The 16,575-nt window shown below is 63.5% G+C and carries 13 protein-coding genes and 1 tRNA gene; all 14 read left to right on the top strand.

Annotated elements, in window-relative coordinates; genetic code table 11:
• On the top strand, positions 1 to 141 hold a 141-nt coding region (locus tag AC5P8U_RS19475), incomplete at its 5' end, for an EF-Tu C-terminal domain-related protein (RefSeq protein ID WP_495204990.1).
• A 102-nt stretch (positions 142 to 243) separates the two neighbouring features.
• Positions 244 to 319: transfer RNA gene (locus AC5P8U_RS19470), tRNA-Trp, on the top strand.
• A 49-nt stretch (positions 320 to 368) separates the two neighbouring features.
• Positions 369 to 782 carry a preprotein translocase subunit SecE gene (gene secE / locus AC5P8U_RS19465; protein WP_004145202.1) on the top strand — a complete coding sequence of 138 codons (414 nt, stop codon included), beginning with the start codon at positions 369 to 371 and terminating at the stop codon, positions 780 to 782.
• Between the two features lie 10 nt (positions 783 to 792).
• Positions 793 to 1,353 (top strand): transcription termination/antitermination protein NusG, encoded by a 561-nt coding sequence (gene nusG, locus AC5P8U_RS19460; RefSeq protein ID WP_004154362.1) that lies wholly within the window; start codon positions 793 to 795, stop codon positions 1,351 to 1,353.
• A gap of 299 nt (positions 1,354 to 1,652) precedes the next feature.
• Positions 1,653 to 2,081: a 50S ribosomal protein L11 gene (rplK, locus tag AC5P8U_RS19455; protein WP_004145248.1), complete on the top strand. Its 429-nt coding sequence runs from the start codon at positions 1,653 to 1,655 to the stop codon at positions 2,079 to 2,081.
• Between the two features lie 4 nt (positions 2,082 to 2,085).
• On the top strand, positions 2,086 to 2,784 hold the full coding sequence (gene rplA / locus AC5P8U_RS19450) for a 50S ribosomal protein L1 (RefSeq protein ID WP_005415407.1): 699 nt from the start codon (positions 2,086 to 2,088) through the stop codon (positions 2,782 to 2,784).
• Positions 2,785 to 3,170: 386 nt separating this feature from the next.
• A complete protein-coding gene (gene rplJ / locus AC5P8U_RS19445) occupies positions 3,171 to 3,707 on the top strand; it encodes a 50S ribosomal protein L10 (protein ID WP_010480377.1) in 537 nt (178 codons plus the stop codon).
• Positions 3,708 to 3,770: 63 nt separating this feature from the next.
• Positions 3,771 to 4,139, top strand: coding sequence for a 50S ribosomal protein L7/L12 (rplL, locus tag AC5P8U_RS19440; RefSeq protein WP_005415408.1), 369 nt, complete (start codon positions 3,771 to 3,773; stop codon positions 4,137 to 4,139).
• A gap of 328 nt (positions 4,140 to 4,467) precedes the next feature.
• The gene (gene rpoB, locus AC5P8U_RS19435) at positions 4,468 to 8,622 is read left to right on the top strand and encodes a DNA-directed RNA polymerase subunit beta (RefSeq protein ID WP_005415409.1); all 4,155 of its coding nucleotides are present in this window, start codon (positions 4,468 to 4,470) and stop codon (positions 8,620 to 8,622) included.
• Between the two features lie 87 nt (positions 8,623 to 8,709).
• Positions 8,710 to 12,933: a DNA-directed RNA polymerase subunit beta' gene (rpoC, locus tag AC5P8U_RS19430; protein ID WP_061480645.1), complete on the top strand. Its 4,224-nt coding sequence runs from the start codon at positions 8,710 to 8,712 to the stop codon at positions 12,931 to 12,933.
• Between the two features lie 284 nt (positions 12,934 to 13,217).
• Entirely contained in the window at positions 13,218 to 13,592 is a 375-nt protein-coding gene (rpsL, locus tag AC5P8U_RS19425) for a 30S ribosomal protein S12 (RefSeq protein ID WP_004145320.1), read from the top strand.
• A 12-nt stretch (positions 13,593 to 13,604) separates the two neighbouring features.
• Positions 13,605 to 14,078, top strand: a complete 474-nt coding sequence (rpsG, locus tag AC5P8U_RS19420) for a 30S ribosomal protein S7 (RefSeq protein WP_004145321.1) — start codon at positions 13,605 to 13,607, stop codon at positions 14,076 to 14,078.
• A 141-nt stretch (positions 14,079 to 14,219) separates the two neighbouring features.
• Complete coding sequence (gene fusA, locus AC5P8U_RS19415) at positions 14,220 to 16,361, top strand: elongation factor G (RefSeq protein WP_072167920.1); 2,142 nt, start codon at positions 14,220 to 14,222, stop codon at positions 16,359 to 16,361.
• 52 nt (positions 16,362 to 16,413) lie between these two features.
• Positions 16,414 to 16,575 (top strand): GTP-binding protein (locus tag AC5P8U_RS19410; RefSeq protein WP_353761873.1); only part of this gene is annotated, 162 nt, incomplete at its 3' end.

Raw genomic sequence — 16,575 nt, 5'->3', positions numbered from 1 at the left:
GAAATGGTGATGCCGGGTGACAACGTCAAGATGGAAGTCACCCTGATCAACCCGGTGGCCATGGACGAAGGCCTGCGCTTCGCCATCCGCGAAGGCGGTCGTACCGTCGGCGCCGGCGTGGTCTCGAAGATCATCGAGTAAGCCTGCAGTACCGGTGGTTGCATAGCGCCGCCGGTTACGCGAATGGCGGGCCGGGAACCTCGGTCCGCCTTCGCCGTCTAAGGGAAGGCAAGTTTTCAACGTACGCCAGTAGCTCAATTGGCAGAGCAGCGGTCTCCAAAACCGCAGGTTGGGGGTTCGAGTCCCTCCTGGCGTGCCATCTGCCCACCTTATCCAGCGGCCTGGGCCGCTAAAGCAGACACAGCCGGATGAATAGCAAGATCGAACACTCCAAGGACAACTCCGCCAACGGTGGAGATATCGTCAAGTATGTCGCCGCATCGCTGCTGGTGCTGGCCGGTCTGTTCGTCTGGTTCTGGTTCTCCGCCGACTCCGGTCGCGCCGCCCAGCTGGGTGCGTGGGCGGGTCAGCTGCGTGCATTGGCGGTCGTGGTCGGTCTGGTTGGCGGTATCGGCGTGTTCATGCTGACCGGCAAGGGGCGCGACACCCGCGAATTCCTCTCCGAGTCGCGCTTCGAACTGCGCAAGGTGGTCTGGCCTACGCGCCAGGAAGCCGTCCGCATGACCTGGGTCGTGATCGTCGTGGTGCTCATCCTCAGTCTTCTGCTGGGTGGCTTCGACTTCCTGATCCAGAAACTGACTCAGTGGTTCCTGAGCCGCTAAGGAGAATTGCATGAAGCGTTGGTACGTCGTTCACGCCTATTCGGGCTTCGAGAAGTCGGTGGCGCAGGCTCTGCGCGATCGCATCGTCCGTGACGGCATGGAAGAGCGCTTCGGCGACGTCCTGGTCCCGACCGAGGAAGTGGTCGAGATGCGCGCCGGCCAGAAGCGCCGTTCCGAGCGCAAGTTCTTCCCGGGTTACGTGCTGGTCCAGATCGAGACCCACGAGGAAGCCGGCATTCCGCGCATCGACAACGAAAGCTGGCATCTGGTCAAGGAAACCCCGCGGGTCATGGGCTTCATCGGCGGCACCGCCGATCGTCCGCTGCCGATCGCCGATTCCGAGGCCGAAGCCATCCTGAATCGCGTTCAGGAAGGTGTCGAGAAGCCGCGTCCGAAGGTGCTGTTCGAGCCGGGCCAGATGGTCCGCGTCACCGACGGTCCGTTCAACGATTTCAATGGCGTCGTCGAAGAAGTCAACTACGAGAAGAGCCGTCTGCGCGTCTCGGTGCTGATCTTCGGTCGTGCCACTCCGGTCGAGCTCGAGTTCGGCCAGGTCGAAAAGGCCGTCTGACCTGTCCTGTCGAGTCGAGCCATGCTCGACTCCGGGGTCTGGATGGTGCGGTAGTCGGGCATGGCTCGACTCTCCAAAGGGAACCGGGCCTGGCCCGGTTCCGTTCGTTTACCTGCCGCTTCAGGCATGTGAAGAAAAAACCTGTTATAGTGCGCGGCTCCCCGCTGGGGAAGCCAGCAGGACGAGGCCGCCGCAAGGTGGCCTTCAGCATGATTTCAAAACGCGATGCCGGGACGCGTGATTCCCGGTCCGATGGGGAGCCTGTTGTCGAAAGGCGCTAGCACCCGGAGAGCACTCACATGGCAAAGAAAGTTGTCGGTTACATCAAGCTGCAGGTGAAGGCCGGTCAGGCCAACCCCTCGCCGCCGGTCGGTCCTGCGCTGGGTCAGCGTGGCCTGAACATCATGGAATTCTGCAAGGCGTTCAACGCTGCCACGCAGAAGCTCGAGCCGGGTCTGCCGGTTCCGGTGATCATCACGGCCTACTCGGACCGTACGTTCACCTTCATCACCAAGAGCACCCCGGCTACCACCCTGCTGAAGAAGGCCGCTGGCATCTCGTCGGGCTCCAAGCGCCCGAACACCGAGAAGGTCGGCAAGGTCACCCGTAAGCAGCTGGAAGAGATCGCCAAGGCGAAGGAACCGGATCTGACTGCCGCCGACCTGGACGCCGCCGTGCGTACCATCGCTGGCTCTGCCCGTTCCATGGGCCTCGTGGTGGAGGGTTAATAAGATGGCACAGACCAAGCGTGAGAAGGCCATCAAGGCCGCCGTCGTTCCGGGCAAGGCATACGCCTTCGAGGACGCGATCAACATCCTGAAGACCGCCACCAAGGCCAAGTTCGTCGAGTCGATCGACGTCGCCGTGCGCCTGGGCGTCGATGCGAAGAAGTCCGACCAGCAGGTCCGTGGCTCCACCGTGCTGCCGGCCGGTACCGGCAAGTCGGTCCGCGTCGCCGTGTTCGCTCCGGCCGGTGCCAAGGCTGACGAAGCCCTGGCTGCTGGCGCCGACGCCGTCGGTATGGATGACCTGGCCGAGAAGATGCAGGCCGGCGATCTGAACTACGACGTCGTCATCGCGACCCCGGACGCCATGCGCGTCGTCGGTAAGCTGGGCACCGTGCTGGGCCCGCGCGGCCTGATGCCGAACCCGAAGGTCGGCACCGTTTCCCCGAACCCGGGTGAAGCCGTGAAGAACGCCAAGTCGGGTCAGGTCCGTTACCGCACCGACAAGGCCGGCATCATCCACTGCACCATCGGCAAGGCCGACTTCGCCGAAGACGCGCTGAAGTCGAACCTGACCGCGCTGCTGCTGGACCTGATCAAGGCCAAGCCGGCCACCTCGAAGGGCACCTACCTGCAGAAGGTTTCGGTCAGCTCGACGATGGGCCCGGGCGTCACCGTCGACCAGTCGTCGCTGACCCTGAAGTAATTGTTTCAAGCGGTCACGGTGCCCCGGGTGCCGTGACCGTGACATTTGAAGGCATCGCTGGCAGTGCATCGCCCGCGGTAGCCGTCAAAGACCGCAGGCGCGGTCGTGGCAATACCGGCGACGGGCATGGAAGCTCGATCTGGCAAGGAGTCGCCGCCGGAGCAGTCAGGAGCGCTTAATCGATTCCCCGGAATCACCCTGCGTAGATGGTGCCCTTCTGGAGTTTTTCTGGTTCACGCACGTCTGGGTTTCCCAGGTTGGCCCACTCCAGGTCTAGAACGGCCCACCCCCGGAACATCATCCCGATGTTCCCGGCGTCCAGGATGGATGCCGCACAGGACCGCACACGGCAGGAGCCGTAAGCGGAGTTCAATAGGAGGAGTGCAATGGCTCTCAATCTGTCCCAGAAGCAAGAAGTAGTCGCCGAGCTGGCAGACGTCGCCGCCAAGGCCCACTCCTTGATCGCAGCCGAATACGCTGGCACCACGGTCGCCCAGATGACCGCGATGCGCAAGCAGGCTCGTGAAACCGGTGTTTTCTTGAAGGTTGTCAAGAACACCCTGGCTTCGCGCGCCGTTGAAGGCACCGAGTTCGCAGTCGCCCAGGACCAGATGGTTGGTCCGCTGCTGTACGCGTTCTCGCTCGAGGAGCCCGGCGCTGCCGGTCGCCTGATCAAGGAAGCCGCCAAGGGCAACGACAAGCTGAAGGCTAAGGTCGTCGCCATCGGTGGCGAAGTGTTCCCGGCAAGCCACGTCGAAGTGCTGGCCTCGCTGCCGACCCGCGACCAGGCCCTGGCCATGCTGGCCCGCGTCCTGACCGAGCCGGTCACGATGTTTGCCCGCGCCATCAAGGCCGTTGGCGAGAAGCAGGGTGGTGGCGATGTCGCCGCTGACGCTGCCGAGCCGGCCGCCGAGACCGCCTGAGTTTCGACTTACCGTGGTTCCTGACGGAACCTCAATCCAGAAAATCATCCAAAGGTATTAATCATGTCCCTTACCAACGAACAGATCGTCGACGCCATCGCCGAGAAGTCCCTGATGGAAGTGATGGAGCTGGTCAAGGCCATCGAAGAGAAGTTCGGCGTCTCCGCCGCTGCTCCGGTTGCCGTGGCTGCTGCCGCTGGCCCGGCTGCTGCTGTTGAAGAGCAGACCGAATTCGTCGTCACCCTGAAGACTGCCGGCGAGAAGAAGGTCGAAGTCATCAAGGCCGTCCGCGCCATCACCGGCCTGGGCCTGAAGGAAGCGAAGGACCTGGCCGAAGCCGGCGGCGTCCTGAAGGACAACGCTTCGAAGGAAGAAGCCGAGAAGATGAAGAAGGACCTGGAAGCTGCTGGCGCGACTGTCGAAGTCAAGTAAGCAGTTACCTTGCATCGTCACCGATTCGCGGCGATGCAGCCAAGGCTGGGGGCGTAAGCCCCCGGCCTTTGGTCGTTGTTGCGGTGTTGTAGATCCGCGCCATGCGTGGATGTGAAAAATGCAGGAAAAAGCCCAACACGGGCTGCAGTCAAACCCCGGCAGGCCAGCGCCGAGCGCGGCAGCGGGGGAGTGGTAGCAGACGAGTTGGCAGTTGGAAGTAGCGGGAGAAGGCGTGCTGGTGCCGGCAATACCAGCGACTTCCAACTGACAATTTCAAGTTCCCTTCGGATCGTGGGCGCACGATCCGCACAACAAGGTGGAAGACCTCATGACGTCCTATTCGTTCACCGAAAAAAAGCGTATCCGCAAGGATTTCGGCAAGCAGCGCTCGATTCTCGAAGTGCCGTTCCTGCTCGCCATCCAGGTGGATTCCTATCGTGAATTCCTGCAGGAAAACGTCGATCCGGCCAAGCGCACGGACCACGGCCTGCACGCTGCGCTGAAGTCGGTCTTCCCGATCGCCAGCTACAGCGGCAACGCTGCCCTGGAATACGTCGGCTACAAGCTGGGCGAACCGGTCTTCGACGAGCGTGAGTGCCGCCAGCGCGGCATGAGCTACGGCGCCCCGCTGCGCGTGACCGTGCGCCTGGTGATCTACGACCGTGAGTCGTCGACCAAGGCCATCAAGTACGTGAAGGAGCAGGAGGTCTATCTGGGCGAAATCCCGCTGATGACCGAGAACGGCACCTTCATCGTCAACGGCACCGAGCGCGTCATCGTCTCCCAGCTGCACCGCTCGCCGGGCGTGTTCTTCGACCACGACCGTGGCAAGACCCACAGCTCGGGCAAGCTGCTGTACAGCGCCCGCATCATTCCCTACCGCGGCTCCTGGCTGGACTTCGAGTTCGACCCGAAGGACGCGCTGTTCACCCGTATCGACCGCCGCCGCAAGCTGCCGGTGTCGATCCTGCTGCGCGCGCTCGGCTACAGCAACGAAGAGATGCTGGCCGAGTTCTTCGAGATCAACACCTTCCACATCAACCCGGATGAAGGCGTCCAGCTGGAGCTGGTGCCGGAGCGCCTGCGTGGCGAGACCCTGGGCTTCGACCTCGCCGACGGCGACAAGGTCATCGTGGAAGCCGGCAAGCGCATCACCGCGCGCCACATCAAGCAGCTGGAAGCCTCGGGCATCGCCGCCCTGGCCGTGCCGGACGACTACATCGTCGGCCGCATCCTGTCGCACGACGTGGTCGATGCCTCGACCGGCGAACTGCTGGCCCAGGCCAACGACGAGATCACGGACGAGCAGCTGCAGGCCTTCCGCAAGGCCGGTGTGGATGCCGTGGGCACCCTGTGGGTGAACGACCTGGATCGTGGCCCGTACCTGTCCAACACCCTGCGTATCGACCCGACCAAGACCCAGCTGGAAGCCCTGGTCGAGATCTACCGCATGATGCGTCCGGGCGAGCCGCCGACCAAGGATGCCGCGCAGAACCTGTTCCACAACCTGTTCTTCACCTTCGAGCGCTACGACCTGTCCGCGGTCGGCCGCATGAAGTTCAACCGTCGCGTGGGCCGCAAGGAAACCACCGGCGAAGCCGTGCTGTACGACAGCAAGTACTTCGGCGAGCGCAACGACGAAGAGTCCAAGCGCCTGGTCGCTGCCCACGGCGAAAGCTCCGACATCCTGGACGTGATCAAGGTCCTGACCGAGATCCGCAACGGTCGCGGCGTGGTCGACGACATCGATCACCTGGGCAACCGTCGCGTGCGTTCGGTCGGCGAAATGGCCGAGAACGTGTTCCGCGTCGGCCTGGTCCGCGTCGAGCGTGCGGTCAAGGAGCGCCTGTCGATGGCCGAATCGGAAGGCCTGACCCCGCAGGAACTGATCAACGCCAAGCCGGTCGCCGCTGCCATCAAGGAGTTCTTCGGCTCCTCGCAGCTGTCGCAGTTCATGGACCAGAACAACCCGCTGTCGGAAGTGACGCACAAGCGTCGCGTCTCGGCCCTGGGCCCGGGCGGCCTGACCCGTGAGCGCGCCGGCTTCGAAGTGCGCGACGTGCACCCGACCCATTACGGCCGCGTCTGCACCATCGAAACCCCGGAAGGCCCGAACATCGGCCTGATCAACTCGCTGGCCGTGTACGCCCGCACCAACAAGTACGGTTTCCTCGAGACCCCGTACCGCAAGGTCGTGGACGGCAAGGTCTATGACGAAGTCGAGTTCCTGTCGGCCATTGAAGAGAACGAGTACGTCATTGCGCAGGCCAACGCGCTGACCGACGCCAAGGGCACCCTGACCGAGCAGTTCGTTCCGTGCCGCTTCCAGGGCGAATCGCTGCTGAAGCCGCCGGCGGAAGTCCACTTCATGGACGTTTCGCCGATGCAGACCGTCTCGATCGCGGCCGCGCTGGTTCCGTTCCTGGAGCACGATGACGCGAACCGCGCACTGATGGGCGCCAACATGCAGCGTCAGGCCGTGCCGACCCTGCGTTCGCAGAAGCCGCTGGTCGGTACCGGCATCGAGCGCGCCGTGGCGCGTGACTCGGGTGTGACCGTGAACGCCCGTCGTGGTGGTGAGATCGTGCAGATCGACGCCGCCCGCATCGTGGTCAAGGTCAATGAGGAAGAGATCGTTGGCGCCACCGACGCCGGCGTGGACATCTACAACCTGGTCAAGTACACCCGGTCGAACCAGAACACCTGCATCAACCAGCGTCCGCTGGTCCAGGTGGGTGACGTCATCGCCCGCGGTGACGTGCTGGCCGACGGTCCGTCCACCGACATCGGCGAGCTGGCCCTGGGCCAGAACATGCTGATCGCGTTCATGCCGTGGAACGGCTACAACTTCGAAGACTCCATCCTGCTCTCCGAGCGCGTGGTGGAAGAGGATCGCTACACCACGATCCACATCGAAGAGCTGACCTGCGTCGCGCGTGACACCAAGCTGGGGCCGGAGGAAATCTCCGCCGACATCCCGAACGTCTCCGAGCAGGCGCTGAACCGCCTGGACGAGAGCGGCGTGGTGTACATCGGTGCCGAAGTGCGCGCCGGCGACATCCTGGTCGGCAAGGTCACCCCGAAGGGCGAAAGCCAGCTGACCCCGGAAGAGAAGCTGCTGCGCGCGATCTTCGGCGAGAAGGCTTCGGACGTTAAGGACAGCTCGCTGCGCGTTCCGCCGGGCATGGACGGCACCGTCATCGACGTGCAGGTCTTCACCCGCGACGGCATCGAGAAGGACAAGCGCGCGCGCCAGATCGAAGAGTCCGAAATCAAGCGCGTCAAGAAGGACTTCGATGACCAGTTCCGCATCCTGGAAGCGGCCATCTACATGCGTCTGCGTTCGCAGATCGTGGGCAAGGTGGTCAATGGTGGTGCTGGCCTGAAGAAGGGTGACGTGATCACCGACGCCTTCCTCGACGGCCTGAAGAAGTCTGACTGGTTCGCCCTGCGCATGAAGGACGAGGACGCCTCGGAAGCCATCGAGCGCGCCCAGAAGCAGATCCAGGCGCACGAGAAGGAATTCGAGCGTCGCTTTGCCGACAAGCGCGGCAAGATCACCGCGGGCGACGACCTCGCCCCGGGCGTGCTGAAGATGGTCAAGGTGTTCCTGGCGGTGAAGCGCCGCATCCAGCCGGGTGACAAGATGGCAGGCCGCCACGGCAACAAGGGTGTGGTGTCCAACGTGGTGCCGGTCGAGGACATGCCGTACATGGCCTCGGGCGAGACCGTGGACATCGTGCTGAACCCGCTGGGCGTGCCGTCGCGTATGAACATCGGCCAGATCCTGGAAGTGCACCTGGGCTGGGCCGCCAAGGGCCTGGGTCGCAAGATCCAGGCGATGCTGGAAGCCCAGGCCGCGGTGGCCGACCTGCGCAAGTTCCTGGACGACATCTACAACCACGACGACACCAACGTGGCCAACCGTGTCGACCTGTCGCAGTTCAGCGACGAGGAACTGCTGCGCCTGGCCCGCAACCTGACCGACGGCGTGCCGATGGCCACCCCGGTCTTCGACGGCGCCACCGAAGCGGAAATCAAGCGCATGCTGGAACTGGCCGACCTGCCGAGCAGTGGCCAGACCCAGCTGTACGACGGCCGCACCGGTGAAGCCTTCGACCGCCATACCACCGTCGGTTACATGCACTACCTGAAGCTGAACCACCTGGTCGACGACAAGATGCACGCCCGTTCGACCGGTCCGTACTCGCTCGTCACCCAGCAGCCGCTGGGCGGCAAGGCGCAGTTCGGCGGCCAGCGCTTCGGTGAAATGGAAGTCTGGGCGCTGGAAGCCTACGGCGCGGCCTACACCCTGCAGGAAATGCTGACGGTGAAGTCCGATGACGTGCAGGGCCGCAACCAGATGTACAAGAACATCGTCGACGGCGAGCACGAGATGGTCGCGGGCATGCCGGAATCCTTCAACGTGCTCGTGAAGGAAATCCGCTCGCTGGCCATCAACATGGAACTGGAAGACAACTGATCCATGCCGGCGCGGCGGTCCGCCGCCGCGCCGCTGGCAGTGAACTGAAAGCCCATCGACACAGCATTCCTCCTTCTGGAGAACACCATGAAAGACCTGCTCAACCTCTTCAACCAGCAGCGCCAGACGCTGGACTTCGACGCGATCAAGATCGCGCTGGCCTCGCCGGACCTGATCCGTTCGTGGTCCTTCGGCGAAGTGAAGAAGCCGGAAACCATCAACTACCGTACCTTCAAGCCGGAACGCGACGGCCTGTTCTGCGCCGCCATCTTCGGCCCGGTGAAGGACTACGAGTGCCTGTGCGGCAAGTACAAGCGCATGAAGCACCGCGGCGTGGTCTGCGAAAAGTGCGGCACCGAAGTGACCCTGGCCAAGGTGCGTCGTGAGCGCATGGGCCACATCGACCTGGCTTCGCCGGTCGCGCACATCTGGTTCCTCAAGTCGCTGCCGTCGCGCATTGGCCTGATGCTGGACATGACCCTGCGCGACATCGAGCGCGTGCTGTACTTCGAAGCGTACGTGGTGACCGAGCCGGGCCTGACCGCCCTGGAGCGCCGCCAGCTGCTGACCGAAGAACAGTACCTGCAGGCCCGCCAGGAGCACGGCGACGACTTCGACGCCGCCATGGGCGCCGAGGCCGTCTACGAACTGCTGCGCACGATCGACCTGCAGTCGGAGATGACCCGCCTGCGCGAGGAGATCGCCGCTACCGGTTCGGAAACCAAGCTCAAGCGCCTCACCAAGCGCATCAAGCTGATCGAAGCCTTCCTGGAATCGGGCAACCGTCCGGAATGGATGGTCATGACCGTGCTGCCGGTGCTGCCGCCGGACCTGCGTCCGCTGGTCCCGCTGGATGGCGGCCGCTTCGCGACCTCCGACCTGAACGACCTGTACCGCCGCGTCATCAACCGCAACAACCGCCTGCGCCGCCTGCTCGAACTGAGCGCGCCGGACATCATCGTGCGCAATGAAAAGCGCATGCTGCAGGAATCGGTCGATGCACTGCTGGACAACGGCCGCCGCGGTCGTGCCATCACCGGCACCAACAAGCGCCCGCTGAAGTCGCTGGCCGACATGATCAAGGGCAAGCAGGGCCGCTTCCGCCAGAACCTGCTCGGCAAGCGCGTCGACTACTCGGGCCGTTCGGTCATCGTGGTCGGCCCGTACCTGCGCCTGCACCAGTGCGGCCTGCCGAAGAAGATGGCGCTTGAGCTGTTCAAGCCGTTCGTCTTCGCCAAGCTGCAGCGTCGTGGCCTGGCCACCACCATCAAGGCCGCCAAGAAGCTGGTCGAGCGCGAAGAAGCCGAAGTCTGGGACATCCTGGAAGAGGTCATCCGCGAGCATCCGGTGATGCTGAACCGTGCGCCGACCCTGCACCGCCTGGGCATCCAGGCGTTCGAGCCGGTACTGATCGAGGGCAAGGCCATCCAGCTGCACCCGCTGGTCTGCACCGCGTTCAACGCCGACTTCGACGGTGACCAGATGGCCGTCCACGTGCCGCTCTCGCTGGAAGCCCAGCTGGAAGCGCGTGCGCTGATGATGTCGACCAACAACATCCTGTCGCCGGCCAACGGCGAGCCGATCATCGTGCCGTCGCAGGACGTCGTGCTGGGTCTGTACTACATGACCCGCTCGCTGGAGAACAAGAAGGGCGAGGGCATGGCCTTCGCCAACATCGCCGAAGTCAAGCGCGCCTACGACAACCGCGTGGTGGAACTGCACGCCAAGGTCAAGGTCCGCATCACCGAGGTGGTGACCGACGAAGACGGCAACAAGCAGAACAAGACCTCGATCGTGGACACCACGATCGGTCGCGCCCTGCTGGCTGAAATCCTGCCGGAAGGCCTGCCGTTCGCGCTGGCCAATGTCGAGCTGACCAAGAAGAACATCAGCCGCCTGATCAACTCCAGCTACCGCCAGCTCGGCCTGAAGGACACGGTCGTGTTCGCCGACAAGCTGATGTACACCGGCTTCGCCTATGCGACCCGCGCCGGCGTCTCGATCGGCATCGACGACATGCTGATCCCGGACGAGAAGAAGGGCATCCTCACCGAGGCCGAAGCCGAAGTGCTGGAAATCCAGGAGCAGTACCAGTCGGGCCTGGTCACCGCCGGCGAGCGCTACAACAAGGTGGTCGACATCTGGTCGCGCACCAACGAGCGCATCGCCAAGGCGATGATGGACACCATCGGTACCGAGAAGGTCGTCAATGCCAAGGGCGAGACCATCGACCAGAAGTCGATGAACTCGCTGTACATCATGGCCGACTCCGGTGCGCGTGGTTCGCAGGCGCAGATCCGTCAGCTGGCCGGCATGCGTGGCCTGATGGCCCGCCCGGACGGCTCGATCATCGAGACGCCCATCAAGGCGAACTTCCGCGAAGGCCTGAACGTGCAGGAGTACTTCAACTCCACCCACGGTGCCCGTAAGGGTCTGGCCGATACCGCGCTGAAGACCGCGAACTCGGGTTACCTGACCCGTCGCCTGGTCGACGTGGCGCAGGACGTGGTGATCACCGAAGTGGATTGCGGTACCACCGAAGGCCTGATCATGACCCCGATCGTGGAAGGCGGCGACGTGGTCGAGCCGCTGAAGGATCGCGTGCTGGGCCGCGTGGTTGCCGAGGACGTGTTCCTGCCGGGCAACGACGAAGATCCGATCGTCACCCGCAACACCCTGCTGGACGAAGCCTGGGTTGCCAAGCTGGAAGATGCCGGCGTGCAGACCATCAAGGTCCGCTCGACCATCTCCTGTGAATCGGCCTTCGGTGTCTGCTCGCGCTGCTACGGCCGCGACCTGGCGCGTGGCCACCTGGTCAACATCGGTGAAGCGGTCGGCGTCATCGCCGCCCAGTCCATCGGTGAGCCGGGTACCCAGCTGACCATGCGTACGTTCCACATCGGTGGTGCGGCGTCGCGAGCTGCTGCGGTCGACAACATCACCGTCAAGACCACCGGCTCGGTCAAGTTCAGCAACCTCAAGTCCGTGGAGCACGCCAACGGCTCGCTGGTGGCGGTGTCGCGCTCGGGCGAAATCTCGGTGCTCGATGCGCACGGCCGTGAGCGTGAGCGTTACAAGCTGCCGTACGGTGCGACCATCACGTCCAAGGACGGTGATGCGATCAAGGCTGGCCAGACCGTGGCCAACTGGGATCCGCATAACCACCCGATCGTGTCGGAAGTGGCCGGCTTCATCCGCTTCATCGACTTCGTCGACGGCGTCACCGTCATCGAGAAGACCGACGAGCTGACCGGCCTGGCCTCGCGCGAAATCACCGATCCGAAGCGTCGTGGTACCCAGGCCAAGGACCTGCGCCCGATCGTGCGCATCGTCGACGCCAAGGGCAACGACCTGTCGATCCCGGGCACCGACCTGCCGGCGCAGTACCTGCTGCCGCCGCGTTCGATCGTCAACCTGCAGGACGGCGCCCCGGTGGGCGTGGGCGACGTCGTCGCCAAGATCCCGCAGGAAGCGTCGAAGACCCGCGACATCACCGGTGGTCTGCCGCGCGTGGCCGACCTGTTCGAAGCGCGCAAGCCGAAGGATCCGGCGGTGCTGGCCGAGCGTTCGGGCATCATCAGCTTCGGCAAGGACACCAAGGGCAAGCAGCGCCTGATCATCAAGGACACTGATGGTTCGGAGCACGAAGAGCTGATCCCGAAGTACCGCCAGGTCATCGTGTTCGAAGGCGAGCATGTCACCAAGGGTGAAACCATCGTGGACGGCGAGCCGAGCCCGCAGGACATCCTGCGCCTGCTGGGTGTCGAGCCGCTGGCTGCCTACCTGGTCAAGGAAATCCAGGACGTGTACCGCCTGCAGGGCGTGAAGATCAACGACAAGCACATCGAGGTGATCACCCGCCAGATGCTGCGCAAGGTCGAGATCACCGACCAGGGCAGCAGCAAGTTCCTGAACGGCGAACAGGTGGAGCGCCAGCGCGTTATCGAGGAGAATGCGCGCCTGTCGACCCGCAACGAACTGCCGGCGCGCTTCGATCCGGTCCTGCTGGGTATCACCAAGGCCTCGCTGGCGACCGAATCGTTCATCTCGGCGGCCTCCTTCCAGGAGACCACCCGAGTGCTGACCGAGGCTGCCGTCCGCGGTACCAAGGACAACCTGCGTGGCCTGAAGGAAAACGTCATCGTCGGCCGCCTGATTCCGGCCGGTACCGGCCTGTCCTACCACAGCAGCCGCCGTCGCGGCGCTTCCGGTCTCACCGACTCGGAAATGCAGACCCTGGCCGGCACCCCGGCTGCGGTCGAGTCCCCGGTGGTTGAAGCCGAAGCTGAACAGGCCTCGGGCGAAGAATGAGGTATCCGGTCCGGCCGCAAGGCCGGACCACCCCGTCGGTCCATCGATGGGATTGGGAAAGGGCAGGGGAGATCGTCCGCGATCGACCCAGCCAACCTGAACGGGGTACATGGAGGCCCCCCAGTAACGTCCCGGGATCAGGGACGGGCTTGACAGGAGGCGTTTGACTGCTTTCCTTGCAGGTTGCTACAATCGTCTGTCTCAGCAGGCCAAAATTTCGGCCTGCTTTAACATTTCCGCATCTCTGGCCGGATTTTCCGGCCACCAATCAGAAGAACCTACTGATGGCGACGATCAACCAGCTGGTCCGCAAGCCGCGGCAAGCGACCACCTACAAGAGTGCCTCGCCGGCGCTCGACAAGTGCCCGCAGCGCCGTGGCGTCTGCACCCGTGTCTACACCACCACTCCGAAGAAGCCGAACTCGGCTCTGCGCAAGGTTGCCAAGGTCCGCCTGACCAACCAGGAAGAAGTGATTTCCTACATCGGTGGTGAAGGCCACAACCTGCAGGAGCACTCCGTGGTCCTGATCCGCGGCGGTCGCGTCAAGGACCTGCCGGGTGTGCGTTACCACACCGTTCGTGGCTCGCTCGACGCCGCCGGCGTTGCCAAGCGTCGCCAGGCCCGTTCCAAGTACGGCGCCAAGCGTCCGAAGGCATAAGGAGAGAGCACTATGTCGCGTAAGGGTAATACTCCGCAGCGTTCCGTCCTGCCCGATCCGAAGCACGGAAGCGAAACCATCGCCCGTTTCATCAACATGGTCATGCAGAGCGGCAAGAAGTCCGTCGCCGAAAAGATCGTGTACGGCGCCATGGACGTGATCACCGAGAAGAACAGCAGCGCCAACGCCATTGAACTGGTGCAGAAGGCTCTGGACAACGTCGCTCCGGCGGTCGAAGTCAAGTCGCGCCGCGTCGGTGGTGCCACCTACCAGGTGCCGGTCGAAGTGCGTTCGTCGCGCAAGATGGCCCTGGCCATGCGCTGGCTGATCGACTCCGCGCGCAAGCGTGGTGAGAACACCATGCCGAAGAAGCTGGCTGCTGAACTGATCGACGCCTCGGAAAACCGCGGCGGCGCCATCAAGAAGCGCGAAGAAACCCACCGCATGGCCGAAGCCAACAAGGCATTCGCGCACTACCGCTGGTGAGTTTGACGGCCTTGTAAAACAGGCAGGGCAGCACCACTTCGGTGCGTGCTGCCTCGCGGTCCCAGAAGGACTGCGCCAATCCGAAGGCCGCCGAAAGGCGGCGTTCGGCCATCCGAAATCCAAGAAATCTGAGAGGCTCCCGTGGCCCGTTCCACTCCCATCGAGCGTTACCGTAACTTCGGCATCATGGCTCACATCGATGCCGGCAAGACCACCACGTCCGAGCGCATCCTGTTCTACACCGGCAAGAGCCACAAGATCGGTGAAGTGCACGACGGCGCCGCCACCATGGACTGGATGGAGCAGGAGCAGGAGCGTGGCATCACGATCCAGTCCGCTGCCACCACCGCGTTCTGGAAGGGCATGGACAAGTCCCTGCCGGAGCACCGCTTCAACATCATCGACACCCCCGGGCACGTCGACTTCACCATCGAAGTGGAGCGTTCGCTGCGCGTGCTCGACGGTGCCGTCTTCGTCCTGTGCGCCGTCGGTGGCGTGCAGCCGCAGTCGGAAACCGTGTGGCGCCAGGCAAACAAGTACCACGTGCCGCGCATCGCGTTCGTCAACAAGATGGACCGCACCGGTGCCAACTTCCAGAAGGTCGTCGGCCAGCTGAAGGCCAAGCTGGGTGCGGTTGCCGTGCCGATGCAGCTGCCGATCGGCGCTGAAGACAACTTCAAGGGCGTCGTCGACCTGCTGAAGATGAAGGCCATCCACTGGGATGAAGCTTCGCAGGGCATGAAGTTCGAATACAGCGACATCCCGGCCGAACTGCAGGGCCCGGCTGAAGAGGCTCGCCAGTTCATGGTCGAGACCGCTGCCGAAGCCAGCGAAGAGCTGATGGAAAAGTACCTGGGCGGCGAAGAGCTGGCCGAGGCTGAAATCATCAACGCCCTGCGTACCCGCACCCTGGCCACCGAGATCGTGCCGATGTACTGCGGCTCGGCCTTCAAGAACAAGGGCGTGCAGGCCATGCTGGACGGCGTGATCCAGCTGCTGCCGTCGCCGGTCGACGTGCCGGACGTGAAGGGCGTGGACGTTGACGACGACACCGTCGAAATGACCCGCAAGTCGGACGACAAGGCTCCGTTCTCGTCGCTGGCCTTCAAGATCATCACCGACCCGTTCGTCGGCGCGCTGACCTTCTTCCGTGTCTACTCGGGCACCCTGAACGGTGGCGACACCGTGCTGAACTCGGTGAAGGGCAAGAAGGAGCGCATCGGCCGCATCCTGCAGATGCACTCGAACAACCGCGAGGAAATCAAGGAAGTTCTGGCTGGTGACATCGCCGCTGCCGTGGGCCTGAAGGACACCACCACCGGTGACACCCTGTGCGCCGTGGACGCCCCGATCATCCTGGAGCGCATGACGTTCCCGGAGCCGGTGATCTCGATGGCCGTCGAGCCGAAGACCAAGTCGGACCAGGAAAAGATGGGCCTGGCCCTGGGCCGCCTGGCGCAGGAAGATCCGTCGTTCCGCGTCAAGACCGACGAAGAATCCGGCCAGACCATCATCTCGGGCATGGGCGAGCTGCACCTGGACATCATCGTTGACCGCCTGAAGCGCGAGTTCAACGTTGAAGCCAACGTCGGCGCGCCGCAGGTGGCCTACCGCGAAACCATCACCCTGGCCGACGTCAAGTCGGACTACAAGCACGCCAAGCAGTCCGGTGGTAAGGGTCAGTACGGTCACGTCGTGATCGAGCTGTCGCCGATCACCGCTGCCGACCGTGCCGATCCGAAGATCGCTCCGATGATCAAGGACGACTTCCTGTTCATCAACGACATCACCGGCGGCGTGATCCCGAAGGAATTCATCCCGTCGGTCGAGAAGGGCCTGCGCGAAACCATCACCAGCGGCCCGCTGGCTGGCTTCCCGGTCGTGGACGTCAAGGTGAAGCTGGTGTTCGGTTCGTACCACGACGTCGACTCCTCGGAAATGGCGTTCAAGCTGGCTTCGTCGATGGCCTTCAAGCAGGGCTTCGCCAAGGCCAAGCCGGTGCTGCTGGAGCCGATCATGAAGGTCGAGATCGTGACCCCGGAGGATTACCAGGGTGACGTGATGGGCGACGTCAGCCGTCGTCGCGGCGTGCTGCAGGGTTCCGACACCACCGGTGACGGTTCGGCCAGCATCATCAACGCGATGATCCCGCTGGGTGAAATGTTCGGCTACGCCACTGCGCTGCGTTCGCAGACCCAGGGCCGCGCCACCTTCACCATGGAATTCGATCACTACGAGCCGGCTCCGAGCAACATCGCCGAAGCCGTCATGAAGAAGGGCTGAGCCTCGCTCAGCCTCTCTTGAAACCACTTACGAACAATCAAGGTATAGAACAATGGCAAAGGGTAAGTTCGAACGCACCAAGCCGCACGTCAACGTCGGCACCATCGGTCACGTCGACCACGGCAAGACCACGCTGACCGCCGCACTGACCAAGATCGGTGCCGAGCGCTTCGGTGGCGAGTTCAAGGACTACTCCTCGATCGACGCCGCGCCG

It is taken from the genome of Stenotrophomonas sp. YJH_SMC_81 (genome assembly GCF_059370875.1).
The sequence above is the reverse complement of the archived record's forward strand: the minus strand, read 5'-3'. Positions and strand labels throughout refer to the sequence as shown.